We start from the raw sequence: 26,989 nt of genomic DNA, 5'->3' as shown, positions 1-26,989 counted from the left end.
GCCTGGCCCGACCTACGGCAGTGCCTGGAAGAGATCCAACTGGTCGTTGGCGGGCAGTTTCTCCAGGCAACCTGCCTGGGCCAAAAGGGTTATCAGGCTGCGCGGCAGCCGCGCCCGTTGTTTCAGGTCCTCCTGAGAGGAAAACGGCCTTTCCTCCCGCGCCGCCACAATATTGAGCGCCGCCGCCTGGCCGAGTCCCGGCAGGCTCACCAAAGGCGGCAGGAGCCCGTCCGGGGTAATGAGAAAGCGGGTCGGATGCGAACGGCTCAGGTCCAAGGGAAGAAAACGCAGGCCGCGGGCGAACATTTCGCGCGCCACCTCCAGCACCGTAAGGAGCCCCTTCTCCTTGGCCGCCGCTTCGTTGCCCTTGGCCTCGAGCTCGGCGATTTTGGCCGCCACCGCCTCCGGCCCTTTCAGGGCCAGCGCCAGATCAAAGTCGTCGGCGCGGACGGAGAAGTAGGTGGCGTAAAAGGCAGCCGGGTAGTGAACCTTAAAATAGGCGATGCGGAAGGCCATCATCACGTAAGCCACCGCGTGGGCCTTGGGAAACATGTACTTGATCTTGCGGCAGGAGGCGATGTACCATTCCGGCACCCCCTGGTGCACCATTGCTTCTTCCATCTCCGGCTTCAGGCCTTTGCCCTTGCGCACACTCTCCATGGTCTTAAACGCCAGTGACGGTTCCAGGCCCCGGCTGATCAGGTAAAGCATGATGTCATCGCGCGTACAAATCACTTCCGCCAAGGTGGCGCGCCCCGATTTAATAAGCTCCTGCGCATTCCCCAGCCAAACATCGGTACCATGGGAAAGGCCCGAGATGCGCACCAGCTCGCTGAAGCTTGTCGGGCGGGTGTCCACCAGCATCTGCCGGACAAAGCGCGTGCCGAATTCAGGCAGCCCAATGGTACCCACCTCCGAACCGATGTCCTCGGCCTTGACGCCCAAGGGTTCGACGCCGGAAAAGAGGGCCAGCGTGGCCGGGTCATCCAAGGGCACGCTGCGCGGGTTCACACCCGTGAGCTCCTCGAGCATCTTAAGCACGGTCGGGTCGTCGTGCCCGAGCAGGTCCAGCTTGAGCAGCCGGCTGCTGATGGAATGATAATCGAAGTGCGTGGTCACAACATCACTTTCTTTGGCGTCCGCCGGGTGCTGTACCGGCGTAAAGTCCAGGATGTCCCGGTAGTCGGGTACAATCATGAGGCCGCCCGGGTGTTGCCCGGTGGTGCGCCGTACCCCGGTCAAACCGGCCACCAGCCGGTCCATCTGCGCCCGGCGCCACTTGAGGCCGTGCTGGTCCGCGTAGGCCTTGACAAAACCATAAGCCGTCCGCTCGGCGATGGTGGAGATGGTACCGGCCCGGAACACATGGTCGTGACCGAACAGCTCCTCTGTGTAGCGATGAATCCGGCCCTGGTACTCCCCGGAAAAGTTGAGGTCGATGTCAGGCACCTTGTCCCCTTTAAACCCAAGGAAAGTCTCAAAGGGGATGTCTTGCCCGTCTTTAATCAAAGGGTGACCGCAGCGCGGGCAGTCCTCGGTCGGTAGGTCAAAGCCGGAGCCGGCGGTCCCGGCGGCCACAAACTTGCTGTACCGGCACTCCGGGCAGCGGTAGTGCGGCGGCAGCGGGTTCACCTCGGTGATGCCGCACAGGGTGGCCACCAAAGATGAGCCCACCGACCCCCGCGACCCGACCAGGTAGCCGTCTTCCAAAGACTTCTTCACCAGGCGCTGGGCAATAAGGTAAATGACAGCAAAGCCATTGGAAATAATGGCGCGCAATTCCTTCTCCAGCCGCTGGGCGACAACCTCCGGCAACGGATCCCCATAAAGTTCCGTGGCCCGCCGGCGCGCCATGGCCGCGATTTCGTTCTCCGCGCCCGGGATGCGCGGTGCCGATAGGTCGGAGGGCACCGGTTGCACTTCTTCCACCTGCGCGGCCAGCCGCCGGGGCGCCTCCACCACTACCTCCCGGGCGGTGTCGGCACCCAGGTAACTGAATTCAGCCAGCATCTCCTCCGTCTTCTTGAGGTAAAGCGGTGGCTGCAGATCGGCATCGCTGTACTTCTGACCGGCCAGGAGAATGCGCCGCAAAACCTCGTCAGCCGGGCGCAGGAAGTGGACGTCGCCCGTCGCCACCACCGGCCGCCCCACTGCCTGCCCCAGCGCCACCAGGCGGCGGTTCAAAGCCAAAAGTTCGCTTTCCGACAGTCTGCCTTCGCGCAGCAAAAAGGCATTATTGCCCCGGGGCTGGATCTCCAAGTAGTCGTAAAAGGCGGCGCGGCGCCGCAGCTCGGCTTCGTCCGCCTTTCCCAGCAGCGCCTGGAATACCTCCCCGGCCTCGCAGGCCGAGCCAAAGATGAGCCCCTCCCGGTACTTCTCCAGGACGGACCGGGGCAGGCGCGGCACGCGGTGAAAGTAGTCCAGGTGGGACAGGGTCACCAGCTGGTACAAGTTCTTGAGGCCCGTCTGGTTGCGCACCAGCACCACAATGTGGTAAACGCGTGCCTTATCGTCCAGGGGGTCTACGCCGTCTTCCACCAGGTAGCCTTCCAGCCCGTAAATCACCTTGATCCCGTACTGCCGGCCCAGCTCGTAGGCTTCCGGAAAGGCCTGCACAGAACCGTGGTCGGTGATGGCCACGGCCGTGTGCTGCCAGCGGGCCAGGGTGGCGAAAAGGTCCTTGAGTTTGGTGGTCGCGTCGAGCGCGCTCATTTGGGTGTGGAGATGCAGTTCAACCCGCTTTACCGGAGCTGGATCGCTGTCCTCCCGCGGGGGCACCAGCTGGATGGCACGCGCCCAGATGATCTCTTCTCCCGCAAAGCGGTCGAAGGTGAGCTCCCCCTTGACGCGGAGCCAGCGGCCGGGGCCCACTTGGGCCGCCGCCTCTTCCTCGGCCTTTTTCTTCAGCAGCACCTTGACCGAAACGGCATCGGTTTCGTCGGCAAGATCAAATGCCAGGAGGGTTTTGCCCTTCTTGGTCTTCTGCACTTCGGCCTGGGTGACCCAGCCCTCCACCACAACGGAGCTGCCGAGCTCCCTGAGCTCCGCCAGGGGCACAGGGGCCGCACTGATGGGCTCCCCGGTTACCACTTCGGAGGTGTTCTCGCCGCCGCCCGCAGGGCTCTCTTTGCGCGCTGCTTCCTGGATTTCCTCGATGTACTGCTTCAGCTCATCCTCAGGCTGCGTCTCGAATTGCGGCGGTTCTCCACCCTCTTCCCCGACCACCTCCACCTGGTAGACGCTGCCGGTGTGGGCCGCGAGCAGGTTGCGCAGCACGGCAGCTCCCCCGCGCTCGTTAAACAGGTGCGCTGCGAATCTGTTGCCCAGCCGCAGCGAAAAGACGCCGTCGGCCAGCTCCCAGTCCGCGTTTTCCAGCCAGCCGTGCAAAAAAGGCATCTCCCGTATCAACTCAGCCGTAATCGCCGGCCACACCGCGCCGACATCCACAACAGTTTCGCGCCGGATGAATTCTATCTTCACCGCAGGCCGGCTGGGCGCCAGGGAGGTCACCGCGTCTTCCACCTTGTGGAGCGACGCCGCCGGCAACGCGCATGGGCCCTGCAAGGTAAGAACCCAGCGCCGGCCATCAGGGCTCACCGTAACGCCTGCGAGGGAAGTGACGAGGAGCCTGTTCTTGAGCTCCTGGTCCACCGCCAGCCGCTCCACCAGCTGCTGCCAGCTCAACCCTTCCTTATTAATCATCGCTTATCACCGCATGCACCCCAGCAACTTGACCAAGCTCGGTGATGGCTCTCTCCACAGGAACCCCCGGCGGAATGCGAACGGTGAGGTCGACATTGAGCCGCCCGCGCCTTCCGGCCTCCTCCATTTCCACACCCTTAATGCTGATGCCCAGGCGCCCCAGCACCTGGCCTACTTGGCCCAACTGCCCCGGCCGGTCTTCCATCTCGAGGCGCAGTACTTTGCGCTCGCGTTTGCCCCCAACCCAGCGTTCCAGCCGCACTAAGGGCACCAGGGCAATCACCACTAAAGCGGCGGCCACCCCAGCGCCGAGGTAAAAACCGGCACCGCAGGCCAGACCGATGGCCCCCACCACCCAAAGGCTGGCAGCCGTGGTAAGGCCACGGATGGTCGGCCCCTCGTGCAGGATGGTGCCGGCTCCGAGAAAGCCGATGCCGCTCACCACCTGGGCCGCCAGCCGGGCCGGGTCCGCCCCGGTGATGGAAAGCGACAGCACCATCACCAGCGCCGCTCCCACCCCCACCAGGGTGTGGGTCCGGAAGCCGGCAGGCCGGTGGGCGCTCTCGCGTTCCAGGCCGATCGCTCCGCCCAAGAGAAACGCCACCCCTAACCGGAGCAAGAGTTCACTTTCGCCGAGGTCCATACTTATCCCCTGCCCCGTTTGAGTCTTCCGAGTCTAAGGCTGTGCAGGATCTCCCAATACATCTTGAGGCGTGCGCCGAAGCCCTTGGCCAGCCCCAGTTTCTCTTCCTTCATCACGTGGGTGACATCCCGCCAGGGGATGCGCCGGACCGGGATACCCTCATCGCGCACAAACTGCGTCAGGGCCATCTCCACGCCAAAACGGCTCAGTGCCAGGGAAGGTACGCGCGCCAAGAGGCTGCGCCGCAAGGCCCGCTGCCCGGAAAGGAAAGGGGCGATCTTCTGCGCCAGGTCCGTCGCCAAGCGGCCCCCGGCGAAGACGGCCATCGCCATCTCGCTCTCGCCGCGCAGTACCGGCAGGACAAGCTCCCGGATGTGGGCCGGCGTAAGCCCTAAGAGGTCGGCGTCCAGAAACAGCAGAATATCGGCGTCCGTTGCCTGAACGCCGGCCAAGAGCGCCGCGCCTTTCCCCTGGTTCGCAGGCAGTTTTACCACCGTCACCCGGCTTCCCGCTTGGGCTGCCTCCCTGGCCGTCCCGTCGGTGGATCCGTCGTCCACCACGATGATTTCCGCTATTTCCTGCACGCGTTCGACCGTCGCCACCACATGGCCGATCCGCCCTGCTTCATTATAGGCTGGAACAATGGCCGCGATCTTCATTTCACCTTACCCCGGCGCTGTCTTCTTCCTCGCCCGCCTGCGGATAGCCGGCGGCAATCTCCGCCTGGACCGCCGCCACCACATCCGCTTGTGCAAGCAGGCTCACGGTGCCGCTGGCACGCCGGCGCAGCTCCACCTTTCCCTCTTTGAGCGCCCGCGGGCCCACCGTGATGCGGAGCGGAAAGCCCATCAGGTCTGCATCTTTGAACTTAACCCCCGCCCTCTCGTCGCGGTCGTCGATGAGCGTCTCCACCCCCGCTGCCGTAAGCTCCCGGTAGAGGGCCTCGGCCAGGGCCCGCTGCTCGGGGACCGCATAGTTCACCGGCACAATGACCACGTGGTAGGGCGCAATGGGGAACGGCCAGATGATGCCGTCCGCATCGTGGTTCTGCTCCACGGCGGCGGCCATGGTCCGCGGTATGCCGATCCCGTACGAACCCATGACGATGAAACGTTCCTGCCCGTCCTCTCCCAGGTAAGTGGCGCCCAGCGCCTCGCTGTACTTGGTGCCCAGTTTGAAGATGTGACCCACCTCAATACCCCGGGTGGTCTTAAGCGCCGCACCACAACGGGGGCACGGGTCCCCGGAAGAGACATTATGAAGGTCGGCCACCACAGCAGCCTCATAATCCCGGCCGTAATTGACGTTGACCAGGTGCAGGTCGGCTTTGTTGCCGCCCACAACCGCGTTGACCACCTGCACCGCCTCCGGGTCGGCCAGAAGGCGTACCTTCAGGCCAACCGGGCCGGCGAAGCCCACCGGCGCGCCGGTGACCTGCTCCACCAGGGCGGCGTCCGCCAGTTCAACAAAGAGGGCATCCAACGTGTTCTTGAGCTTGGTTTCGTTTACTTCCCGGTCACCGCGCACCAGCACAGCCACGGGTTCTTCCCGGTCGCGGTAGATAGCCCGGTAAATCAGCGTTTTTACCAAGCGCTCCGCCGGCACCCCTAGATAGGCCGTGACCTCCTCCACGCTGTGCCGGCCCGGCGTCGCCACCGGCCGGAGCTCTTCGGCTGCTTCGGCGGCCGGTGCCGCCTTCCCGCCGGCCACCGCCCGCTCCAGGTTGGCGGCGTAATCGCAGACGTCGCAGTACGCGATGACCCCTTCCCCGGTATCGGCCAGTACCATGAACTCGTGTGAGTCCTTGCCGCCGATGGCCCCGCTATCGGCCTCTACGGCCTTAAAGCTGAGCCCGCAGCGGGTAAAAACGCGTTGGTAGGCACGGTACATGGTGCGGTAGCTTTGCTCCAAGCCCTCCTGGTCGCGGTCAAAGCTGTACAGGTCCTTCATGATAAACTCACGGCAACGGATAAGGCCTAAGCGAGGCCGGATCTCATCGCGCGCTTTGGTCTGGATCTGATACAGCAGTTTGGGTAGGTCACGATAGGAGCTTATCTCCCGGCGCACCAGGTCGGTGACAATCTCTTCATGCGTCGGTCCTAAGCAAAAGTCCCGGTCGTGCCGGTCCTTCAAGCGGAAGAGCTCCTTGCCGTAAACATCCCAGCGGCCGGACTCCTGCCAGATCTCCGCCGGGTGCAGGGTCGGCAGCAGGACTTCCTGGCCGCCCGCCCGGTCCATTTCCTGGCGGACGATCTCCTCTATTTTGCGCAGTACGCGCCAGGCCAGGGGCAGGTACGAGTAGACCCCCGCCGCCGTCTTGCGGATGTAGCCTGCACGCAGCAGCAACTGGTGGCTGATCACCTCAGCCTCGGCCGGCACTTCGCGCAGGGTAGGGGCAAACAACTTGGACATGCGCACGCTGGCATCCTCCTCACTTATCGCTCGCGTTTTCTGCCGGCGCCGGGGCGCTTGGGCTACCCCGCCGCTCCGGAATTTCTTCGCTCTTGGAGCGCTCCCGGGTAGGCAGCTTCAATTTCTGCCAGCAGCGCCGGGACAAGCTCCGCCTCTGGAACCTTGCGCACGATCTCTCCCCGGCGGAAAATCAAACCGGCTCCCCGCCCGCCTGCGATGCCGAAGTCCGCCTCGGCCGCTTCACCCGGTCCGTTGACCGCGCAGCCCATCACCGCAATCTTGAGCGGCAGTGCCAGGCCGGCCACGGCCCTTTCGACCTCCTCGGCCAGCCGGACAAGGTCGATCCGACAACGCCCGCAGGTAGGGCAGGAGATGAGGACGGGGCCGTGTTCCCGGAGGTTTAAGGCCTTTAGAATCTCGTACCCCACCCGTACCTCTTCCACCGGATCGCCGGTCAGGGAAACGCGGATGGTATCACCGATGCCTTCCGCCAGCAGTGCTCCCAGGCCGACGGCGCTGCGAATCGTACCCCGCCAGGGAGTACCGGCCTCGGTGATGCCCAGGTGCAACGGGTAGGTGCAGCGCTCAGCAGCCAACTTGTAGGCTGCCATGGTCAAGGGAACGTCGGAGGCCTTGAGGGAAAGGATTATGGCCTGCTGCCCTTCCTCTTCCAGGAGCGCCGCCTGGCGCAGGGCGCTTTCCACCATGCCCTCCGGCGTGACCCCGCCATAGCGTTCCCGCAGGCTCTTTTCTAAAGATCCGGCGTTAACCCCGATGCGGATCGGAACCCCGCGTTCTCTGGCTGCCTGGGCCACGGCCCGCACGCGTTCCGGCCCGCCGATGTTTCCCGGGTTCAGGCGCAGTCCCGCAACCCCGGCTTTAAGCGCCGCCAATGCCAGGCGGTAGTCAAAGTGGATATCGGCGACCAGCGGCACCGGTGCCTTCCGGCAGAGCTCCCCGAGCGCCGCCGCCGCTTCTTGGTCGGGGACGGCCACCCGGACAATCTCGCAGCCCGCGGCCGCCAGCGCCGCGATCTGCCGCTCCGTCGCCTTGACGTCCCGGGTATCGGTGTTGGTCATCGACTGGACCGAAACGGGGGCCAGGCCGCCCACCGTCACCGGGCCCACCTGTACCGGCCGGCTGTAACGCCGTTTTTCCACCTTCTACACCCCCAAACGGAGCAAGTCCTGATACGTGGCCAAAACGAGGATGGCGAGGAGCAGGATGACGCCGATGAGCTTAACCAGGCCTTCCCGCTCCGGGCCCAGCGGTTCACCCCGCAGGCCTTCCCAACTGATTATAACGAGCTGCCCGCCGTCCAGGAGCGGAATCGGAAACAGGTTGAAAAGGCCCAGGTTGACGCTGAGCAGGCCGGCCAGCGACAGGAGATTGATAAGTCCGGTGCGGGCCACCTCGCCCACCACCTGGACGATGCCCACGGGGCCGGCCACGTCGGCCGGTGCGCGCTGCATAATCATCTGCCCCAGGCGCACGAGGATAAAAAGGGTAGTACCTACGGTCTGCCGTGCGCCCCAGTATAAGGAGAGAAAGGGACGGTAGCGCTCCATGACCCGCTGGATACCGATGACGCCGCGCCCGCCTTCCCCTTCCGCCGGGCGCGGTACCAGGGAAAAGGTCAGCTCCCTGCCGGCGCGCCGTACCGTGATCCGGGTTTCCTGCCCAGCCCGCCGGGAAATGCCGCTGACCACCTGCTCCCAGGTACGAACCGGCTCCCCGTCAATGCCCACGATCACATCGCCCGCCTTCAGCCCGGCAATCGCCGCCGGCTGCCCGCTCACCACGCCTGCGATCCTGGTTCCGGCCGCGGGAACACCCGCCACAAAAAAGATCAGCGCAAACAGCACGGCGGCCAGGACAAAATTCATCACCGGCCCGGCGCCGATCACCAGCAGGCGGCTCAGAACAGACTGCCGGCGAAACGAGCGTTCGGACTCTTCCGTTCCTTCTTCTTCGCCAAGCATCCTAACAAATCCTCCCAGGGGGAAGAGGCGCACCGAATAGCGCGTTTCTCCCCAGCGGTGCGCCCAGAGCTGGGGGCCAAGCCCGACGCCGAACTCCTCCACCAGGATGCCCACGCGTTTCGCCGCAAGAAAATGCCCCAGTTCGTGAAAGATGGTGAGCAGCCCGAAAACGAAGATGAAGGCCAGGGCTGTCCTCACAGGCGTCCCACTCCTTCCCGTATTACCGCCCGGGCTTTTTCGCGCGCCCAGGCATCAGCAGCCAGCACCTGGGTCAGGTCGGGCTCCGCCACCGGCAGGTGGCTTGCGAGCACCTGCTCCACCACCTGCGCTATCCCCGGGAAGCTCAGCCGGCCGGCCAGGAACTCGGCTACCGCCACTTCATTGGCCCCGCTCAGGACGGCCGGGAAGGTGCCCCCCTTTTCCGCCGCCGTGCGGGCCAGCACCAGGCAGGGAAAACGGTCGCCGTCCGGGGCGGCAAAGGTTAAGGCGCGGCCTGTCAGGTCCAGGCGCGGCCAGGGAGACGCCAGGCGGCGTGGGTAAAGCAGGGCGTACTGGATGGGCAGGCGCATATCGGGCGGGCCGAGTTGCGCCACCACCGCCCCGTCGACGAATTCCACCAGCGAATGAACGATGCTCTCCGGGTGAACGAGCACCTCTATCCGCTCCAGGGGCACGTCAAAGAGCCACCGGGCCTCGATAACCTCCAGCCCCTTGTTCATCAGGGTGGCCGAATCGACCGTTATTTTGGCGCCCATGCGCCAGTTGGGGTGCCGCAGCGCTTCGGCCGCCGTTACCCGCGCTAGTTTCTCTTTGGGCCAGGTGCGGAAAGGACCGCCCGAAGCCGTAAGAAGCAACCGTCTTACCTCGCGCGGTGCCCCCGCTTGAAGGCACTGGAAGATGGCGGAGTGCTCGCTGTCCACCGGGAGGATTTTGGCTCCCCGCTGCCGCGCTTCGGCCCTCACCAGGGGCCCTGCCGTCACCATGGTCTCCTTGTTGGCCAAGGCAACATCCTTGCCTGCGCGCAGAGCGGCCAGCGTGGGTTTGAGGCCGGCGACGCCCACTATGGCGGCCAAAACGAGATCGCTCTCGTCCTCCACCGCCGCGGCCAGCCCCTCTTCACCCGCCAGCACCTCGACCGGCACCCCCGCCAAGAGTTCCTTGAGCTCGCGCCAGCGCCCTTCGTCGGCCACCACGGCCAGGCGCGCGTGGCAGCGCTTAACCTGCTCGGCCAACACTTCGACGTTATGACCGGCAACAAGCGAGGTGATCTCCAGCTCCTCGGGAAAGGCAGCCGCCACCTCGAGCGCCTGGCGACCGATGGAGCCCGTGGATCCGAAAACAGCCAGCTTACGCATAACCTCACCTACATCTTAATAAAGTTCCCAAAAGCCCCCGCCTTAAGCAGCGCCCTCAGGACAATCACGGTAAGGGGTCCAACAATAAGCCCGCTGGGGCCGAAAAGCTTGACCCCGAGGTACAAAGACGCCAAGACCAGCAGGGGGTGCAGGCCCGTACGGCTGCCGATGATCTTGGCCTGCAGCCCCTGGCGGACGATGTTCATGGCCACATAGACGGCAACAAGTCCCAGGGCGAGCACGCGCTGGCCGGTCAGAAAGGCCCCCACCACCCACGGGAAAAAGATGAGCGTCGGCCCCAACACCGGGAGAATGTCGAGCAGCCCGCTCACCAGCCCCAGAAAGACCGCATAGCGGATGCCCAGCAGCCGCAGGCCTACTATCACCGTAAGCGTGGTGATGGTCACCAGGACCAGCTGGGCCCAGAGCAGCCCCACCAGGCTTCGGACCACCTCGTGTTCCAGGGTCGCCAGGCGCGCCTCGCTGCCGGCCGGAAGAAAGCGTAAGGCCAGTTGCTGTACCGCTTTTTTGTCGCGGCTGAGAAAATAGGCGGCGACGCAGCTTAAAATGAAAATCACCAGGAGCTCGGGGACCGAGCCCAGTGCGGTCAGCAAGTACTTAAGAATTGCTCCCGCCATACCGTAGAGCCGCGGGATGTTTTCTTCCGCCATTCTAAGGAGCGGTTCGGGAAGGTGCAGGTATACTGCTTGGGTTCGAGCCGCCAGCTCTTGCAGGGTTTGCACCATGCCCTGGCTGTAGGACGGCAGCAGGTGTCTCATCTCGGCTATATCAGCCGCCAGGTGAAGGGTTAGGTAAAAAGCTGCACCTCCCACCACGGTCACCGCGCTCACCAGGGCGCACCCGGCCGCCCACGCCCGCGGCAGCCGCAGGCGCACCTCGAGCCAGTTTACCGCCGGTTCCAGCATCGCCGCCAGAAAGGCCCCCAAGGCAAAGGGTAAAACAAAGGGCAAGAGGTAGCGCAGTCCCAGGTAAAGGAGCAGCAGAAAACCCAACGCTGCAAGGAACAACCTGCTTTGGCGGTTCATGTGCTTCTCCCTTCTCCCTAACGCCACAGCCGAAACCACACATAGACCACCGGCGCCACCAGCAACAGCGCGTCAAAGCGATCCAGGATACCGCCATGACCGGGAAGGATGGTGCCGGAATCTTTGACCTGGGCGAAGCGTTTCAAAGCCGATTCGGCCAGGTCCCCCGCCTCCGCGGCCACGCCCGCCACAATTCCGAGGGCTATGGCCATCCCCGCGCTGAGGCCGAACCACGTATGTACAGCCAAGAGGACCAGGGTACTCCCTGCCACCCCGGCCGCCGCCCCTTCCCAGGTCTTGCGCGGGCTGAGACGCGGTGCAAGCTTACGCCGGCCCCAGCGGGACCCAACCAGAAAGGCCAGGCTGTCAGAAACCCAGGTCAGCACGAAGGCGAGCAGGGTATAGTTTCTCCCCGCAGGCAGCGCCTCCAGCCGGAGAAGATAGCTAAAGAGGAAGGAGACATAAAGGACTCCGAGTACAGCAGAACCCGCCTGTTCAAAGCTGAGGCGGGGAAAGCTGACCACCAGTATAATAAGAAGACCGCCCAGGAAAAATGCGCCGCCGACGGCCCAGCCAGGCGCGCCCTGAAAGACGCCGATGAGAAGGAAGGCTCCCGCCGCAAAGCCCCAGACTTGAAGGCACACCGGGACCCGGGTCAACCGGTAATACTCGCTGAGGCCGACCAGGGACAATAATTCCACCAGCAGTAAGAAAGGAAGGCCTCCGATCTGCACCGCAAGCACGATAGCGGGAACTCCCGCTGCGGCCGTGAGGATGCGCGCAAGCAAGCCTATCACCCTTCGTTTTTTATGCCGCCGAAGCGGCGATCCCGTTGCCGGAAGTCGGCCACTGCCGCAGCCAGGTCCTGGGGCGTAAAATCCGGCCAGAGGACCGGGCTGAAGTACAACTCGGCGTAAGCCAGCTGCCAGAGCAGAAAATTGCTCAGCCGCCTCTCTCCGCTGGTACGGATCAGAAGATCAGGGTCGGGCAGGTCGGCGGTGTAAAGCTGCGCCGCCAGGTCTTCCGGGCCGATATCCTCAGGGTTGACTTCGCCCGCCGCTGCCCGCCGGGCCAGAGCGCGCACCGCCCGGACCAGCTCGCTGCGGCCGCCGTAATTCAGGGCAATGCTGAGGTTGAGCCGGGTACACCGCGACGTCACTGCCTCACAGCGCTCGATCACCTGCTTGGCCGTGGCCGGCAGCCCCTCCCGCTCACCCAGGAAACGTACCCGTACGCCCTCCGCCTTTAGTTCCCGGGTTTCCCGTTCAACATATTCAGCTAAGAGGGCGAAGAGCCCCTCCACCTCCAGGCGCGGCCGGCGCCAATTCTCAGTAGAAAAAGCGAAAACGGTCAGGTACGCTATGCCCAAAGTCGGGGCCGCCCGCACCACCCGGCGCACCGCTTCCATGCCGGCACGGTGTCCCATAAGCCGCGGCAGACCGCGCGCCCGCGCCCAGCGTCCATTCCCATCCATGATAATCGCCACATGCCGGGGGCCGGACTCCGCCCGGTTTTCCAAGTTGTCGTTCAACTGCGCCACACCGCTACCTCCCCGCAAGGCAAACGCCCCCTTTTTAGGGGGCTCCCTGCCGTACTGGTTCGGACCGGGTTTCAACCACGACGAGCTCCACCGTTTCTCCGATCAGTTTCACCCGGGCCACGCGCACCTCGCAGCCGGGCGGGGGGGCCCCCTGTCCCGGTGCGCGCGCCGTCTTGATCTCAACCCGTGCAAAACCCGCCGCGGCCAAGCGCCCGCGCGCCTCGCCCAGAGGCCGGGCCAGGATGTCGGGAAGCACCTGGTTCATACGCTCATTATCTCTTTTTCCTTGGCCTCGGCCACGCTGTCGATCTCGCTGCTGTACTTCGTGGTCAGCTTCTGTACCTCTTCTTGCCGTTTTTTCTCTTCGTCCTCCGAAATGCCGCCTTCTTTGGCCAGGCGTTTCAGGCCTTCGTTAGCATCCCGGCGGATGTTGCGGATGGCCACCTTCGCTTCTTCCGCCTTCTTTTTCACCACCCGGCTAAGCTCCCGGCGTCGCTCTTCCGTCAGGCGGGGAATGGCGAGCCGGATGACAACCCCATCGGAAGACGGGGTCAGGCCCAGGTCGGATTTGAGGATGGCCTTCTCAATCGCAGCGATCATGCTCCTGTCCCAGGGTTGAATGACGAGCAGGCGCGGCTCCGGCACCGAGATGTTGGCCACCTGGTTGATGGGCGTAGGGGTGCCGTAGTAATCCACCGTGATCTTCTCGAGAAGAGCCGGTGTCGCCCTGCCCGCGCGCAGCGATGCCAAGTCTTTGCGCAGGCTTTCCAAGGTTTTTTTCATCCTGCCTTCGGCCTCTTGTTCAATGTGACCGGTTGCCACTCTGTTCCCCCCCTACAAAAGTACCTATTTCTTCACCCAGCACCGCCCGCTTAATGTTGCCGGGTGTGGACAGGCCGAACACCACCAGTGGAATGTCGTTGTCCATGCAAAGCGAAGCGGCCGTGGAATCCATAACACCCAGTCCCTGGTTGAGAACGTCAATATATCCGAGCTCCCGGAACTTCTTGGCCTCGGGGTTCTTGTGCGGGTCGGAATCGTATACCCCGTCAACTCTTTTGGCCATCAGGATGACATCGGCCTCAATCTCCGCCGCGCGCAGCGCCGCGGTGGTATCGGTGGTGAAGTAAGGGTTACCGGTCCCGGCGGCAAAGATTACCACCCGTCCTTTTTCCAAGTGGCGCACCGCCCGGCGGCGAATGTAGGGTTCCGCCACCGCCCGCATCTCGATGGCGGTCTGAACCCGGGTGTCTACTCCCACCTTCTCCAAGGCATCTTGTAGGGCCAACGCGTTTATCACCGTGGCCAGCATGCCCATGTAGTCCGCCGTCGCCCGGTCGATCCCCATTTCACTACCAGCCACGCCGCGCCAAATGTTCCCCCCACCGACGACAATGCCAACCTTAACCCCCAGGTCGTGGATTTCCTTGACCTCCTGGGCAATTGTCCGAACCACCGCCGGGTCAAGCCCGAAACCACGCTCCCCTGCCAGGGCCTCTCCACTGAGCTTGAGGATAACCTGTTTGTACTTGGGCTGCGGCATTAGTTGGTCCTCCCCCAGGCGGAATCAGTTTGAGCGTAGGATGCGCAGGGTTACGCCTGGGTCTCCCCCAGTTGGAAACGCACGAAACGGCGAATGACAATGTTCTCCCCGATGCGGGCAATTTTTTCGGTTAAGAGCTCGTGCACCTTCTTGTCGGGGTCTTTGATGAAAGGCTGTTCCAGGAGGCAATTCTCACTGTAGAACTTCTCCAGCCGGCCCTCAACAATGCGGTCGACCACCTTTTCCGGCTTCCCTTCGTTGAGCGCCTGGACGCGCAGGATTTCCCGCTCCTTATCCAGCACCGCGGCCGGTACGTCTTCCTTGGCCAAATACTGCGGGTTGGCAGCCGCTACCTGCATGGCGATGTCCCGCACAAACTCGCGGAACTCCGGGGTACGGGCCACAAAATCGGTTTCGCAGTTCACCTCCACCAGGACACCCAGCTTCCCGCCCAGGTGGATATAGGCGTCCACGAGACCTTCGGCGGCGGTCCGGCCCGCCCGCTTGGCGGCGGCCGCCAGGCCTTTTTCCCTTAAGTACTCGGTGGCTTTATCCATATCGCCGCCGGTTTCCTGGAGGGCCCGTTTGCAGTCCATCATACCGGCGCCGGTTTTTTCCCGGAGCGCCTTGACCATCTCCGCTGTTATTGCCACTCTTCTTACCTCCCTGACATGATAAAAAGTAAGGGTAGGTAGGGCCTCTCACCCCCGCCTCTACCCCTACCTCATTTCCCTACTCTGCTTCTTCTGCCAGTTGCTCGCCCTGCTTGCCTTCCAGTACGGCGTCGGCAATCTTGGACGTAAGCAGCTTTACCGCCCGAATGGCATCGTCGTTGCCGGGGATAATGTAGTCAATTTCATCCGGGTCACAGTTGGTATCGACAATAGCGACAATCGGAATCCCGAGTTTGCGGGCCTCGGCCACCGCGATCCGTTCCTTGCGCGGGTCAACCACGTACAGGGCCTGCGGTAACCCCGGCATATTCTTGATGCCGCCCAGGTACTTGTTGAGGCGCTCCTTCTCCGCCTCAAGCTGCATAACCTCTTTCTTAGGCAACACGCTGAACAGGCCGTCGGTTTCCATCTTCTCCAGTTCTTCCAGGCGCGTGATACGCTGCTTGATGGTTTGGTAATTGGTCAGCATGCCGCCCAGCCAGCGCACGTTCACATAGTACATGCCGCAGCGCTCGGCTTCCTCTTTGATCGACTCCTGGGCCTGCTTTTTCGTCCCGACAAACAGAATCGACCCGCCCTGCGCCGCCAGGTCGCGTACAAAATTGTACGCCTCTTCCACCTTGCGCACTGTTTTCTGCAGGTCGATGATGTAGATACCGTTGCGCTCGGTGAAAATATACTCCGCCATCTTAGGGTTCCAGCGCCGCGTCTGGTGTCCGAAGTGTACACCGGATTCCAACAGCTGTTTCATGGTGATGACTGCCATAAACTGACCTCCTTGTTCTTCCGCCGCCCCCGTCTTTCCCGGCCGGGACCGTCGCCGGCACGCCTGGTCAGGTCGGGGAGCGTGTGTGTTAACCGGAAGTAGTATACCATACATTGCCGGGCATAGCAATATTGCACGGCGGCCGGCGGCGGCACGCTGCTATTCCACCTGCACCGTAACCGGCAGCGTCAACCCGCCCGGCAGACTCACCCGCAACATTTTACCGTTTAGATCCTGCCGCAACGTTTTCTCTAAAAATTCGCATAATGGAGTCGCTGTTTCCTCGCCGGTAAGCTCCCGTGCCATGCCATCCAAAACCCGGCCGACGGTCTGCTCTACAACGCCCACCAGGTATGTCTCCAGGCCGCCGAGCGACTCAGGTGGCACGGCAATGCTCACACCGTAGAACTCTATCTTAGCTGTTGTCAGGCGCCGCTTTAACTCCGGGCGCACTAATTCCGGCACCCGGCCCCGGGCGGTGCCGAGGAGCGAAGGCAGGCTTTCCTCAAGCCGAGCCTGGGCCTCAACGCTTAAGGCCCGCGCCAGGGGCCCCGCCGGCACGTGGAGCACTATACCCCGCCCAACGACAGCGGCCAGGCAGAGAAAAGAAAAGCCAAGGCCCAGGCCGAAACCCAGCATGAGTCCCCGGCGGAAACCGCGCCTCCGGTCGGCCTCTATCGGCAGCACTCTCTACCACCTCGTGGTATATTATGCCGGCCGGAGACAATATTATTACCGCCCTTAGGCCGGGGTTTTACTGCTACCGGAGCTGCCCAGGGTTTTGAGGTTCAGTATTAATTCCACCTCGCCGCGGCCCAGCCCCAGCTCCTGCGCTATCGCCACAGGCTCCCGCCCGCGGGCGGCCAGGGCCAGTACCTTGGCCTGCACCGGGTCAGGTAAGCTTTGTTCTTCCACCTCTTTCGGGCTGGTCGCGGCGGCCGCAGCCCGCTCCCCGCCCGCCCCCGGTGCTCCACCGTTGGGCGCCGCACCGGAAGCGGCCGCCAGCAGCTCCTCCAGTTTGGCGCGTTCACGGCTTACCCGTTCCGTCGCTTGAGCCGCGGCAAGGGTGAGTTCAGAGAGCAGCGCCGCTACCGCCTCCTTAAGTTCTTGCTCATTGCGGCGCCGGGTCTTATGCCACGCCAACCAGCCGCCGACGTACCCGGCCACTGCAGCCCCGAAGAGCACCGCTACTTCTTGCACAGCGCCGCCTCCTTCCCTCGCTGCACCGTCCCCGTCTTAAACGCGTACATCCAGGCGCCGGCCCCGTTCGGACGGCGTTTCGGCCTCTTCTTTCGGGGGCCGCCTGCGTTTGTCTGCTCGGCTTTCCGGCTGCTGCTGCCGTCTTTCCCGCGGGGTAGAGTCGGAAACCCGTTCTTGGGCCGTCTTTGCCGTTTCGGGGACGGTTTGCCGGCGCTCTTCCACCTGCTGGTTGAGCTGGGCGGAGAAGCGCTCCTGCGCCGCTCCTTCATCGCCGCGCCGCTGGATCCGGCTTACATCCTCCAGCCGCGGCACCAAAACCTGCAGCTCCACCCCTTTCATGGCAGCCCGCACACCTCCTCAGTTCCGTTCGCCCGCCGCCCGCGCCGGCCGGGCGCGCAGGCCGAGCTCCAGTTCTTCGGTGTAATTGCTGAGCTTGCTGCGCAGCCGGATCACCGCCCGGGAGTGCAGCTGTGAGATCCGGGACTCGGTCACCTTGAGAAGCTGGGCAATCTCCTTGATGTTAAGGTCTTCATAGTAATACAACGTCACCACCAGCCGTTCCTTCTCCGGCAGCCCGCTGACGGCCTCCGCCAGGAGCCGTTTCTTCTCCTCCTGTTCCAAAGCCATTAGCGGATCACCCTGCTCGGCGGCGATCTTAGCGCCCAAGGCGACGGTTTCGCCTTCTTCCGGCCCCTTTAAAGCAGCGTCCAGGGACAAAAGTGCGGCCTGGCTCACCTCGCGCTCCAGTGTCTTAAGCTCCTTTAAAGTTAAACCCAGTTCCTGGCACACCTCCCGCGCCGAGGCCGGGCGGCCCAGCCGCCGTTCCAGCTTGGCGTAAGCCTGAGCCAGGCGTCGCTCGCGCTGGCGGATGGAACGGGGCGCCCAATCCGCCGCCCGGAGGCTGTCGAGAATCGCCCCTCGGATACGGGTTGTGGCAAAGGTTTCAAACTTAATGCCCCGCTCGGGCTCAAAGCGTTCCAGGGCGGAGAGCAGCCCAAAGACACCGCTTCCCAGCAGGTCTTCGAACTCCACGTGCGCCGGCAGGACAAGCCGCAACCGGGCGGCCACATGCTTGACCAGCGGTGCGTAAAGCTCCACCAAGGCCTCCCAAGCCGCATGATCCTTGTTCTCTTTATAACGCCGCCAAAGGTCCTCGTGGTCCACCAGCGTCACTCCCTTTCCGGTGACGCGCCCCGCGCTTACAGCGTCTTTTCCCCGTGGGTGATGGTCCGCACCAGTAGTTCCCCGGTTTCCGTGTCGAGCTCCACGGTACGGCCCCAGTTGCCCCCCGTGTCCTGGGCCAAGAGGGGGATGCCGGCCGCCCGCAGCCACGCCAGTACCGCCGCCGTGTTGCGTTCGCCGATGCGCATCGTCTCCGTGGGCCGGGCCAGCTGAAACATCTGCGCCCCGCCGGCTACCTTGGCGGTTAAACGCCCGGCCACAGCCCCCAGGGCTTCCAGGTTGCGCACTAATAGGGGTAGAGCGGTATCGGCAAACTTGGCCGGATTGGACACGGCTGCGCCATCGGCCTGCGGCAGCATGATGTGGGCCAGCCCGCCGATGCGCGCCCGGGGGTCATAAAGCGCCACGCCGACGCACGAGCCCAAACCGATGGTCATGAGTACCACCGGGCTTTTCCCCACCGCCAGGTCTGCCATCCCCACCCGGCGTACTTCCCTCAACCTTAAGCCACCCCCAGTGCCTGGAAGATGACGCCGAGCGACAAAGGTTGGGGAACCAGGAAGAAATAGCCGGTTACCTCCTGGCTGGCCGCCTGAAACTCGGTTTCGATGAGCAGTACCTGGTCGGCCATTTGGCCGAACTCGGCCAGCACGTAATCCAGTACGGCCCCGGCCATGTCCACGGCCAAGGCCGGCACCGTCGGCCGGAAGTTTAGGTGCGTGAAGGTGCTGAGGGAGTTAAGGTAGGAGCCGGCCAGGATGTTGCCGATTTCTTGCAGGGCGGAGCGCTCCAGTTCGTCCAGGGCCTGTGTGGTGCCAACCGCACGGCCTAAAACGATGTCCAGGAGAACATGGGCCTGCTCCAGCGGCAGGGCAAAGAGGATACTGGCCGGCGCCTCGCCCTCCACCCCCAGGAGGATCCCGGCCACCGCTTTCTCGGCGCCCCCGAGCCGTGCTGCCACCTCCCCCAGCGGGACCCAGAGCACCGAGGGCACCTCCATCTTAATGGGCCGTCCCACCAGCTGGGCCAAAGCGGTGGCCGCGTTGCCCGCCCCAATGTTGCCCACCTCGCGCAGCACGTCGTAGTAGAGCTCCGACCAGCCTTCCGTCACTGGCCAGCACCCGCCTCCGTCGCCTGCTCCTTTACCTCGCGGGCGGCCGCGACTTCTTCCAGCCCCAGGATTCGGTCCATGTTAAGCAGGATGAGCAGGCGGTTGTCGAGCTTTCCGATGCCCTGAAGGAAGGTGGCCTCGATGCCGGCCACCAGGGGCGGCGGCGGGGCGATGGCCGCCTCTTCCAGGGTCAGTACCTCGGACACAGAGTCCACCATGATGCCCAGCGTGAGATCGCGCACTGTCACGATGACAATACGGCTTTCTTCGGTGGGCTTGAAAGCACCCAGCCCGAAGCGTTTGTGCAGATCGATCACCGGAATCACGTTACCCCTAAGGTTGATGACACCCTCTACGAAGGCGGGGGCATTCGGCACCCGGGTTATCTCCGTCAGTCGTTTAATCTCCTGCACCTCAAGGATGTCAACCCCGTACTCCTCCTGCCCCAAGGTGAAAACAACAAGCTGCCGTTCTTTGCTTTGCATGCTTTCTCCTCCCTTCGCCGTTAGGAAGCCAACCGCCGCTTATCGTTGCGGCCTTCCGCCAGGGCCAGTACTCCGCCGGTATCCAGGATAAGCGCCACGCGGCCATCACCGAGGATTGTCGCCCCGCCTATGCCGGGTATGTTGCCTAAGAAGCGGCCCAAGGATTTAATGACTATCTCGCGCTGTCCCACCAAGCCGCTCACCACAAGGCCCGCCCGGCTGCTGCTGCCGCGCACCACGACGATGGATACCTCGTCCCCCGGGGCGGCCGCACCCGACACCCCCAGCAAGGCATCCAGGTACACCAGGGGTACAACTTCGCCGCGCAACAGGATCACTTCGCGCCCCCGCACCCTCTTGACGGCCCCCCGCCGGATCACCTGAATCTCTTCCACGCTCTCCAGGGGAATGGCGTAGGTCTCGCTGCCCAGGCTTACCAGCAGAGCCTGGATGATGGCCAGGGTAAGCGGCAGCCGGATGGCAAAGCGGGTGCCTTCACCCAGCCGGCTGGTGACCTCCACGCTGCCGCCCAGGGACTCGATCTTGTTCTGCACCACGTCCAGGCCTACACCGCGCCCCGAGACGTCTGTCACCTTGGCCGCCGTGGAGAAGCCCGGTAAGAAGAGCAGCCGGTAGACTTCTTCTTCGCTCAGCTCCTGGGCCTCCTTCGCCGAGATCAGGCCGCGCTCCGCGGCCTTCTTCACAACCGCCTCCCGGTTGATGCCCTCACCGTCATCCTCCACGGCGATCAGCACATGGTTGCCCTCGTAACAGGCGCTCAGGCGCACGTGGCCGGTGGGTTCCTTCCCCCGCTGCCTGCGGTCGGCCGGCGGCTCGACGCCGTGGTCCACGGCATTGCGCAGGAGGTGAACCAGTGGGTCGCCGATCTCGTCGATGACGCTCCGGTCGAGCTCCGTGTCCTCACCCTCGATGGCAAACTCCACCTCGCGGCCCAGCTCCCGCGCCAGGTCCCGCACCATGCGTGGGAAGCGGCTGAAGACCTGGTCCAGGGGCACCATGCGTGCCTTCATCACCGCATCCTGTAGGCCCCCGGCCACCCGCGTGAGCGACTTCATGGTCTCCTCCAGGTCCGGGGAAGAAGCCGTGAGCAGCAACTGTTCGAGCCGGGTTTTGGTGATCACCAGTTCGCCCACCAGGTTCATCAGGTTGTCCAGGCGGCGGATGTCGATGCGCACGGTCTGGGTACTGAGATGACGCGGCTTTTCTTCGCCGCCCGCGCCGTGGCCCGCGCGCTTCGGGGGAGAAGCGGCGCTCGCGGCCGCCGGCGCCTGCCCCGTCACCGGGGTAACCTCCACCGCCGCCACATCGCTGATCCCGGCAAGAAGCGCCTTTAAGGTCACGGCTTTTTCCCGGGTTAAAAAGAGCAGACGGAAACTGTCGGCGAACTTTTCCTCTTCCAGGTCCTCTACCGGCGGTTCCGCCCGCAGCACCTCGCCCCTGCCTTCCAGTTTCTGAAAGACCAGGAAGGCCCTGACCCCCTTCATTAAGCAATCCGGTGCCAGGCGCACGGTCACGAAGAAGGCCTGAAAGCCCTGGCGGCTGCCCTCCGCGATGGCATGGGCCTCGTAAGGGCTCAAGGCGCCGTCGCCGGGTGCCGCCGCCGCGGGTGCGCCCGGGGCGGCCGGCTTCTCCTCCCTCCCCGCCCAGCGGGTGAGCTCCGGCAGGATGTCCTCCAGGGCGGACAGCGGCGGTTCATCGCCGGCCTGCGCATCGCTGAGGAAGCCTTCCAACCTGTCCACCGCTTGAAAGAGCAGGTCGGACAGCTCCGGCGTCAGGCTGAGCACATGGCTGCGCAGGCGGTCCAGTACGTCCTCCAGCCGGTGCGTTAGGGTAGTAATGGTTTGGAACCCCATGGTGGCGGCCATACCTTTGATCGTATGCGCCGCGCGAAACACAGTGTTAATGGCCTCTTCCGCCGCCGGGTCCTTTTCCAGTGTCAAGAGACCGTCGTTGAGTTCCTGCAGGTGTTCCTGGGACTCTGCGAAAAAGACTTCCCGGTAGCGAGCTGAATCATTGGTCATCTCTTTCACCTCTTTGTCAGACATCTTGTGCCTTTATAGGAAGGCGGCCTGCGATGTGGACTATGGGGAGAGCACCGCCGCCGCAACGGCCGTCGCCAGCTCCGGTAGTGGCAGCAGCCGGGTCACCGCCCCCTTTTCCCACGCCGCTCGGGGCATGCCGAAAACGACGCAGCTGGCTTCAGCTTCACCCAGGGTAACCCCGCCGGCGCGCCGCAGCTTGAGCAGGCCTTCCGCGCCGTCGCTGCCCATCCCCGTGAGGATTACGCCGATGCCTAAGGGGCCGCAGGCCGCAGCCACAGAAGCAAACAGGGGATCCGCTGACGGTCGGTGCCCGCCGAGCGGCGGTTCATGGCTCAACGCCACCCGCCAGCCCGCCGGGGGTGGGCCCGTACCCAGCACCCGGAGATGGGTCCCGGCCGGTGCCACCAAAACCACGCCCGGGGCCAGGTTCTCGCCGTCCTGCGCCACCTGGACTCGCCAGGGAGTCAGCGCCGCCAGACGCTGGGCAAAGGGAGCCACGAAGGACGGCGGCAGGTGTTGAACCACCAGAAAGGCGGCGGGGAGATCCGCCGGCAGAAGCTGGAAAAGCCGGGTCAGGGCCTGGGGCCCGCCCGTGGATGCCGCCAGTGCCACTACTTTCATAAGAGCCCTTTCTGCCGCAGTTCCCGCTGGCGTTCAAAGATGAACTTGACAATCTTGTCTTGTTGCCGCGGATGTGGCTCCACAAATTCCACACCCAGGCGTGCCGGCTCTCCCCTGCCCGCCGCCGGGGCAACGCGCCGGACCCTGCCCCGCAGGGTGAGCTTCTCCGCCGCCAGGAAAAGATCCAGCTCCACCCAGGTATCCCGCGCCAGCTCATGCGGAAAGGCCAGCAAGACCCCGCCGGCGCTCAGGTCCACCGTTACGGCCTTCACCTCTTCCCGCACCTGGGGCGGCACCCCTTCCTTCACATCCAGGACGCGCACCGTCACCGGCAGGCTCACCTCCAGGCGGATAAAGCTGCGGCGCTGCATTTTCCCCAGCACTTCCGGCCGGGTGACGATCAGCAGGGGATGAGGTACGAATTCTCGCCCCACCACGGCACAGCCAAAGACAGTCGTACCGGCGTAGAGGCGCAGGGTCTCCCCTGGAGCGAAAAAGACGAAGCGGCCGTGCGTAAGCGGTGCCGCCAGGGTCACCGTTTCCTCGCCGACATCCACGATATACGAGGGGTAAAGTTGGCGCCGTTCACTGACGACCTTTTCGATTTCCACCTTCTGATTGGGCGCAAGCGTCGTCATTACTAAACCTCCTAGCGGAAGAAAAGGCGCAACCGTCCGAGAAAACCGCGCACACCATCGCCGGCCACGGACACCGTTTCGCCCGAGAGGTTGGCCGCAATGCGCCGCAGCTGGCGCGCCGCCGGGGCCTCGGGACGAAAGGTCAGCAGCGGTTCCTGCCGGGCCACGGCAGCGCGCACCGCACCGTCCTCGGGGATCGCCCCCAGGTAGTTGAGGCGGGCATCGAGAAACTCCGCCGCCACGCGCCTGAGGTTCGCGGCCACCTGTTCCCCTTCCGCCAGGCTTTGCGCCCGGTTGACCACGAGATGAAGCACCACCTCCGGGTTGCGCCGGTGGAGAACCTTGATGAGGGCGTAGGCATCCGTGAGGGCGGTGGGTTCCGGAGTGGTCACCACCACCACCTCCTGCGCCGCCAGGGCCAGGTTGATTACCGGACGCGCAATACCCGCCCCGGTGTCGATCAGGAAGAAATCGCTGGCGAGGTGGGTGGCTTCCTGTACCAGACGCGTCAGCTCGCCCTCTGGCAGCTCGGCCAGTTCCTCGATACCGCTGCCGCCGGCCACCACCTGCAGGTCATGGGCTGTGCAGACAACCTCCGCGAAGGTTTTCTCGCGGCGGGCTACGTGCGCCAGGGTGTAGGACGGCGTAAATCCCAGCACCACGTCCACGTTGGCCAGCCCCAAGTCGGCATCAAACACGGTTACCGTCCAGCCCTGCTCTTTGAGGGCCAGCCCCAGGTTAACGGTAAAGTTGGTTTTTCCCACGCCCCCCTTGCCGCTCGTTACGGCGATGGTGCGGCTGAGCCGCTGCTTCTGGCGCCGGCCCCACTCTTTGACAAGCTCACGCAAGCGCTCCGCCTGATCAGGCACGGCTGTTACCCCCCAAAATCAGCTCAGCCAGGCGTTCAGGGCGGGCCAGTTCCAGGTCGTCGGGCACGTTTTGCCCGTTGGTGAGATAGCCTACCGGCATCCGGGCCCGTTCTACCAGGTTCAGCAGGGAGCCCGCGCTCGTCGTTTCGTCCAGCTTTGTAAACACCAGCTGGTCCGGCGCCAGGGCTGAGAAGCGTTCAAAAACCTGGTCCAGGTCGGCGGACTTGGTGGTGGCACTCAGCACGAGCACCGTCTGGACCTCGGGGCAGCGGGCCAGAAAGCTGCGCAGCTCCGCCAGGTGCATGCCCTGGGCCGGACTCCGCCCGGCTGTGTCCACCAAGATGAGGTCGGCTTCCTTTTGCCGTGCAAGGGCCGCCGGCAGGTCCTCCGGAGTGAAGACAACCTCCAGCGGCAGGCGCAAGATCTCAGCGTAGCGCTTCAATTGCTCCACCGCTGCGATTCGGTACGTATCCGCCGTGACCAGGGCCACCCGTTTGGCCTTCTGCAGGCTGTAAACGGCCGCCAGCTTGGCGATGGTGGTGGTTTTACCCACCCCTGTGGGGCCGACAAAGGCGAAGATACGCCCCGCCAGGGGATCGGCCGGCCGGGCGGGAAAAAGCCGCAGTATCTCCCGGCGCACGCCGGCGCTCAGGGCCTGGCCGTCGCCCAGCTCTCCCTCCGGCAGCTCTGCCAGCGCCCGCTCTACCAAGGTGCGCGCCAGCGCTAAGCGCACCCCCTGTTCCACTAAACGCTCCACCTGCTCACGCGCCAGGGAGGAAGCCCGCCGCCAGCGCTCCGGTAAAAGCTCTTCCGGTGGAGCCGCTGTTATAGGCGCTGCGCGCTGGGCGGGCGGGTGCGCAGGAGCGGCCGCCGGTGGGGCAGCCGCGCTCAAAGACCCACCGGCCACAGGCGCCGGGGAGGGACGCTCCGCGGCAACGGCGGTCACCTCCACACGCCGCCGCCCGAACCAGCCCCTCAGCCCGGGGGCGCGCACCCGCCGCACCTCCAGAATCATCGCTTCCGGGCCCAGGTCTTTGCGCACCTGGGCCACGGCCTCCGGTAATGAGGTCGCTACGTAGCGCCGAATCCTCACTTCAGCCCCACCTTCCCCACAACTTCCACCTCAATACTGGGGTCGAGTTCGTTGTATGAGAGTACGCTCAGGCGCGGCAGCAGCCGCTCGGTGAGCCGCTTGAAGTAAAAGCGCACCAGGGGCGAACACAGCACCACCGGTTGGCCACGGCCCGGCGGTAGGTGCTTCAGCTGCGCTCGCAGCGCGGCCAGGATGCGCTCCACTTCGGCCGGTTCCAGGGCCAGGTAGGTCCCCTGCTCAGTGCGCTGCAGCCCTTTCTCAACAGCCTCTTCCACTTCGCGGTCCAAGGTCAGGGCCACCAGCGGGCCGCCTTCCGGGCAGAGCTGGCGTGAAATCTGGCGGCCTAAGGCCTGCCGCACATACTCGGTAAGGGTGTCGGTGTCCTTGGTCAGCCGCCCGAAGTTGCCCACCGTCTCCAGGATGGTGGCCAGATCGCGGATGGAGACCCCTTCGTGCAGGAGGTTGCCGAGGATCTTCTTTAGATCCAGCGCGGAAATGACGCCGGGGACCACCTCGTTCACCAGCACGGCGTTTTCCTTGCGGAGCGTGTCCAGCATAACCTCCAGCTGCTGGCGCCCGAGGAGCTCATCGGCATGCGCCTTGATCACCTCGGTCAGGTGGGTGGCGATGACCGTGGCTGGATCCACCACGGTAAACCCGTCTCGTTCGGCTCTTTCTTTTTCCGCCGCCGTGACCCACCACGCCGGCAGCCCAAAAGCCGGCTCCCGGGTGGGCTGCCCGGGGCCGTGCCCGTCCCTGGCTTCACCCATGGCCAGGAAGTGGCCGGGCACGACTTCTCCGCGCGCCACCTCCACCCCCTTCAGGAGCACAACGTACGTGTTCGGCGGCAGCGTTATGCTGTCGCGGATGCGCACGGTGGGTACCAAAAGCCCCAGCTCCAGAGCCAGCTGCCGTCGGAGCAGCACCACGCGGTCCAAGAGGTCGCCGCCCTGCCCGGCGTCGGCCAGGCTGATGAGGCCGTAACCCAAATCCACCTCGAGCGGATCAACGGGCAGGAGCGCCGCCACCGCCTCCGGCCGGCGCAGCTCTTCCAGCTCGCCCGCCCGGGCCGGAGCCGCCTGCGGCACTTCCGCCGGCGCGCTGCCAAGGCGTGCCGCCAAAAAGGCGAACAGGGCCGCCAGGACAAAAAAGGCCACGTGGGGCAGGCCGGGGACCAGCCCGAGGACCGCCAAGAGACCCGCCGCCACCCCAAGCACCCTGGGCTCGCCGAAGACCTGGGCGGTAAGGTCTTGCCCCAGGTTTCCTTCCGAGGCGGCCCGGGTAACGATGATGCCCGTCGCCGTGGAAATAAGAAGCGCCGGCAACTGGCTGACCAGCCCGTCGCCCACGGTGAGCAGCGTGTAGCGGGCCAGGACTTCGGTAAGGGACATGTTTCCCTGCAGGGCGCCGATGACAAAGCCGCCCAGGATGTTGACCAGGGTGATAATAATGCCGGCGATGGCATCACCTTTGACGAATTTGCTGGCACCATCCATCGCGCCGTAAAAGTCGGCTTCCCGCCGGACCTCCTGCCGGCGCGCCCGGGCCTCATCCTCGGTGATGATACCGGCGTTTAGATCGGCGTCGATGCTCATCTGTTTGCCCGGCATCGCGTCCAAGGTGAAACGGGCCGCCACCTCGGCCACGCGCTCCGCGCCGCGGGTGATGACAATAAACTGGATAACCACGAGGATCAGAAAGACGATGAAACCCACCACCGGATTGCCGCCCACCACGAACTGCCCGAAGGCCTGGATGACCTGACCGGCGTAGCCCTGGAGCAGAATGAGCCGGGTTGAAGAGACGTTAAGGGCCAGCCGGAAGAGGGTGGCGATAAGGAGCAGGGAGGGGAAAACCGCTATCTCCAGCGGCCGGCGCACATACATCGTCACCAAAAGGACCGTCAGGGCAAAGGTAATATTAAAGGTGAGGAAAAGGTCAAGCAGCCAGGTGGGCAGCGGGATGATCAGCATGCCCACCACAGCCACCACGGCGATGCTTACTCCTAGGTCGCCGAATTTTATCTCGCGCGCCGGCGCTGCACTTTCCAGTTGGGGCACGCTC

General features: G+C 64.3%; 28 protein-coding genes. All 28 read right to left on the bottom strand.

Features of this window, described 5'->3' with window-relative positions:
* Positions 1-12: 12 nt before the first annotated feature.
* The 28 genes from K5554_RS08770 to flhA all read right to left on the bottom strand — a co-directional run bounded on the left by K5554_RS08770 (position 13) and on the right by flhA (position 26,985).
* Positions 13-3,702 carry a PolC-type DNA polymerase III gene (locus K5554_RS08770; protein ID WP_255565336.1) on the bottom strand — a complete coding sequence of 1,230 codons (3,690 nt, stop codon included), beginning with the start codon at positions 3,700-3,702 and terminating at the stop codon, positions 13-15.
* On the bottom strand, positions 3,695-4,345 hold the full coding sequence (locus K5554_RS08765) for an MgtC/SapB family protein (RefSeq protein WP_221038132.1): 651 nt from the start codon (positions 4,343-4,345) through the stop codon (positions 3,695-3,697). Before K5554_RS08765 ends, K5554_RS08770 begins: the two co-directional genes overlap by 8 nt.
* Before the next feature lie 2 nt (positions 4,346-4,347).
* Entirely contained in the window at positions 4,348-5,004 is a 657-nt protein-coding gene (locus tag K5554_RS08760; protein ID WP_221038131.1) for a glycosyltransferase family 2 protein, read from the bottom strand.
* A 1-nt stretch (position 5,005) separates the two neighbouring features.
* A complete protein-coding gene (locus K5554_RS08755) occupies positions 5,006-6,763 on the bottom strand; it encodes a proline--tRNA ligase (protein ID WP_221038130.1) in 1,758 nt (585 codons plus the stop codon).
* Between the two features lie 56 nt (positions 6,764-6,819).
* Positions 6,820-7,917 (bottom strand): flavodoxin-dependent (E)-4-hydroxy-3-methylbut-2-enyl-diphosphate synthase, encoded by a 1,098-nt coding sequence (ispG, locus tag K5554_RS08750; protein ID WP_221038129.1) that lies wholly within the window; start codon positions 7,915-7,917, stop codon positions 6,820-6,822.
* A 3-nt stretch (positions 7,918-7,920) separates the two neighbouring features.
* Complete coding sequence (rseP, locus tag K5554_RS08745) at positions 7,921-8,937, bottom strand: RIP metalloprotease RseP (protein ID WP_221038128.1); 1,017 nt, start codon at positions 8,935-8,937, stop codon at positions 7,921-7,923.
* The gene (locus tag K5554_RS08740; RefSeq protein ID WP_221038127.1) at positions 8,934-10,094 is read right to left on the bottom strand and encodes a 1-deoxy-D-xylulose-5-phosphate reductoisomerase; all 1,161 of its coding nucleotides are present in this window, start codon (positions 10,092-10,094) and stop codon (positions 8,934-8,936) included. Before K5554_RS08740 ends, rseP begins: the two co-directional genes overlap by 4 nt.
* A gap of 8 nt (positions 10,095-10,102) precedes the next feature.
* Complete coding sequence (gene ytvI, locus K5554_RS08735; RefSeq protein ID WP_221038126.1) at positions 10,103-11,140, bottom strand: sporulation integral membrane protein YtvI; 1,038 nt, start codon at positions 11,138-11,140, stop codon at positions 10,103-10,105.
* Positions 11,141-11,157: 17 nt separating this feature from the next.
* Positions 11,158-11,928 (bottom strand): phosphatidate cytidylyltransferase, encoded by a 771-nt coding sequence (locus tag K5554_RS08730; RefSeq protein ID WP_221038125.1) that lies wholly within the window; start codon positions 11,926-11,928, stop codon positions 11,158-11,160.
* 5 nt (positions 11,929-11,933) lie between these two features.
* Entirely contained in the window at positions 11,934-12,680 is a 747-nt protein-coding gene (locus K5554_RS08725) for an isoprenyl transferase (RefSeq protein WP_255565335.1), read from the bottom strand.
* Between the two features lie 34 nt (positions 12,681-12,714).
* Positions 12,715-12,945 (bottom strand): hypothetical protein, encoded by a 231-nt coding sequence (locus tag K5554_RS08720; RefSeq protein ID WP_221038124.1) that lies wholly within the window; start codon positions 12,943-12,945, stop codon positions 12,715-12,717.
* Positions 12,942-13,463, bottom strand: a complete 522-nt coding sequence (gene frr / locus K5554_RS08715; RefSeq protein ID WP_221040560.1) for a ribosome recycling factor — start codon at positions 13,461-13,463, stop codon at positions 12,942-12,944. Before frr ends, K5554_RS08720 begins: the two co-directional genes overlap by 4 nt.
* A gap of 19 nt (positions 13,464-13,482) precedes the next feature.
* Positions 13,483-14,223 (bottom strand): UMP kinase, encoded by a 741-nt coding sequence (gene pyrH / locus K5554_RS08710; RefSeq protein WP_221038123.1) that lies wholly within the window; start codon positions 14,221-14,223, stop codon positions 13,483-13,485.
* 50 nt (positions 14,224-14,273) lie between these two features.
* Positions 14,274-14,876: a translation elongation factor Ts gene (gene tsf, locus K5554_RS08705; protein ID WP_255565334.1), complete on the bottom strand. Its 603-nt coding sequence runs from the start codon at positions 14,874-14,876 to the stop codon at positions 14,274-14,276.
* A gap of 79 nt (positions 14,877-14,955) precedes the next feature.
* Complete coding sequence (gene rpsB, locus K5554_RS08700; RefSeq protein WP_221038122.1) at positions 14,956-15,663, bottom strand: 30S ribosomal protein S2; 708 nt, start codon at positions 15,661-15,663, stop codon at positions 14,956-14,958.
* 159 nt (positions 15,664-15,822) lie between these two features.
* On the bottom strand, positions 15,823-16,350 hold the full coding sequence (locus K5554_RS08695; protein ID WP_221038121.1) for a hypothetical protein: 528 nt from the start codon (positions 16,348-16,350) through the stop codon (positions 15,823-15,825).
* A gap of 54 nt (positions 16,351-16,404) precedes the next feature.
* Positions 16,405-16,863: a hypothetical protein gene (locus K5554_RS08690; RefSeq protein ID WP_221038120.1), complete on the bottom strand. Its 459-nt coding sequence runs from the start codon at positions 16,861-16,863 to the stop codon at positions 16,405-16,407.
* 36 nt (positions 16,864-16,899) lie between these two features.
* Positions 16,900-17,202: a hypothetical protein gene (locus tag K5554_RS08685; protein WP_221038119.1), complete on the bottom strand. Its 303-nt coding sequence runs from the start codon at positions 17,200-17,202 to the stop codon at positions 16,900-16,902.
* 18 nt (positions 17,203-17,220) lie between these two features.
* On the bottom strand, positions 17,221-18,027 hold the full coding sequence (locus K5554_RS08680; protein ID WP_221038118.1) for a FliA/WhiG family RNA polymerase sigma factor: 807 nt from the start codon (positions 18,025-18,027) through the stop codon (positions 17,221-17,223).
* A gap of 35 nt (positions 18,028-18,062) precedes the next feature.
* Positions 18,063-18,545 carry a chemotaxis protein CheD gene (locus K5554_RS08675; protein ID WP_221038117.1) on the bottom strand — a complete coding sequence of 161 codons (483 nt, stop codon included), beginning with the start codon at positions 18,543-18,545 and terminating at the stop codon, positions 18,063-18,065.
* A 2-nt stretch (positions 18,546-18,547) separates the two neighbouring features.
* Entirely contained in the window at positions 18,548-19,156 is a 609-nt protein-coding gene (locus tag K5554_RS08670) for a chemotaxis protein CheC (RefSeq protein WP_221038116.1), read from the bottom strand.
* Positions 19,153-19,641, bottom strand: coding sequence for a chemotaxis protein CheW (locus K5554_RS08665; protein WP_221038115.1), 489 nt, complete (start codon positions 19,639-19,641; stop codon positions 19,153-19,155). The genes K5554_RS08670 and K5554_RS08665 overlap by 4 nt, the downstream gene beginning before the upstream one ends.
* Before the next feature lie 20 nt (positions 19,642-19,661).
* Positions 19,662-21,683 (bottom strand): chemotaxis protein CheA, encoded by a 2,022-nt coding sequence (locus K5554_RS08660; protein ID WP_221038114.1) that lies wholly within the window; start codon positions 21,681-21,683, stop codon positions 19,662-19,664.
* Positions 21,684-21,743: 60 nt separating this feature from the next.
* Positions 21,744-22,325 carry a CheB methylesterase domain-containing protein gene (locus tag K5554_RS08655; protein ID WP_221038113.1) on the bottom strand — a complete coding sequence of 194 codons (582 nt, stop codon included), beginning with the start codon at positions 22,323-22,325 and terminating at the stop codon, positions 21,744-21,746.
* Positions 22,322-22,963 (bottom strand): flagellar brake protein, encoded by a 642-nt coding sequence (locus K5554_RS08650; RefSeq protein ID WP_221038112.1) that lies wholly within the window; start codon positions 22,961-22,963, stop codon positions 22,322-22,324. The genes K5554_RS08655 and K5554_RS08650 overlap by 4 nt, the downstream gene beginning before the upstream one ends.
* An 11-nt stretch (positions 22,964-22,974) precedes the next feature.
* Complete coding sequence (locus tag K5554_RS08645; protein WP_221038111.1) at positions 22,975-23,832, bottom strand: MinD/ParA family protein; 858 nt, start codon at positions 23,830-23,832, stop codon at positions 22,975-22,977.
* A complete protein-coding gene (gene flhF / locus K5554_RS08640; protein ID WP_221038110.1) occupies positions 23,825-24,925 on the bottom strand; it encodes a flagellar biosynthesis protein FlhF in 1,101 nt (366 codons plus the stop codon). The genes K5554_RS08645 and flhF overlap by 8 nt, the downstream gene beginning before the upstream one ends.
* On the bottom strand, positions 24,922-26,985 hold the full coding sequence (gene flhA / locus K5554_RS08635) for a flagellar biosynthesis protein FlhA (protein WP_370636860.1): 2,064 nt from the start codon (positions 26,983-26,985) through the stop codon (positions 24,922-24,924). Before flhA ends, flhF begins: the two co-directional genes overlap by 4 nt.
* Positions 26,986-26,989: the final 4 nt, after the last annotated feature.

This window comes from Gelria sp. Kuro-4, assembly GCF_019668485.1.
GTDB lineage: Bacteria > Bacillota > DTU030 > DUMP01 > DUMP01 > DUMP01.
Note: the sequence above shows the minus strand (reverse complement) of the source record. Positions and strands in the feature narration are given on the sequence as shown.

Excerpts from the sequence above, each read along its gene's own strand:
- K5554_RS08650 (WP_221038112.1), bottom strand. The coding sequence starts at position 22,963 with ATGACGACGCTTGCGCCCAATCAGAAGGTGGAAATCGAAAAGGTCGTC.
- K5554_RS08720 (WP_221038124.1), bottom strand. The coding sequence starts at position 12,945 with ATGAACCAGGTGCTTCCCGACATCCTGGCCCGGCCTCTGGGCGAGGCG.
- K5554_RS08740 (WP_221038127.1), bottom strand. The coding sequence starts at position 10,094 with ATGCGTAAGCTGGCTGTTTTCGGATCCACGGGCTCCATCGGTCGCCAG.
- K5554_RS08660 (WP_221038114.1), bottom strand. The coding sequence starts at position 21,683 with ATGACCAATGATTCAGCTCGCTACCGGGAAGTCTTTTTCGCAGAGTCC.
- frr (WP_221040560.1), bottom strand. The coding sequence starts at position 13,463 with ATGAAAAAAACCTTGGAAAGCCTGCGCAAAGACTTGGCATCGCTGCGC.
- rpsB (WP_221038122.1), bottom strand. The coding sequence starts at position 15,663 with ATGGCAGTCATCACCATGAAACAGCTGTTGGAATCCGGTGTACACTTC.
- K5554_RS08770 (WP_255565336.1), bottom strand. The coding sequence starts at position 3,702 with ATGATTAATAAGGAAGGGTTGAGCTGGCAGCAGCTGGTGGAGCGGCTG.
- ytvI (WP_221038126.1), bottom strand. The coding sequence starts at position 11,140 with ATGAACCGCCAAAGCAGGTTGTTCCTTGCAGCGTTGGGTTTTCTGCTG.
- pyrH (WP_221038123.1), bottom strand. The coding sequence starts at position 14,223 with ATGCCGCAGCCCAAGTACAAACAGGTTATCCTCAAGCTCAGTGGAGAG.
- K5554_RS08760 (WP_221038131.1), bottom strand. The coding sequence starts at position 5,004 with ATGAAGATCGCGGCCATTGTTCCAGCCTATAATGAAGCAGGGCGGATC.
- K5554_RS08685 (WP_221038119.1), bottom strand. The coding sequence starts at position 17,202 with ATGAAAGGGGTGGAGCTGCAGGTTTTGGTGCCGCGGCTGGAGGATGTA.
- K5554_RS08665 (WP_221038115.1), bottom strand. The coding sequence starts at position 19,641 with ATGCAAAGCAAAGAACGGCAGCTTGTTGTTTTCACCTTGGGGCAGGAG.
- K5554_RS08765 (WP_221038132.1), bottom strand. The coding sequence starts at position 4,345 with ATGGACCTCGGCGAAAGTGAACTCTTGCTCCGGTTAGGGGTGGCGTTT.
- K5554_RS08655 (WP_221038113.1), bottom strand. The coding sequence starts at position 22,325 with ATGAAAGTAGTGGCACTGGCGGCATCCACGGGCGGGCCCCAGGCCCTG.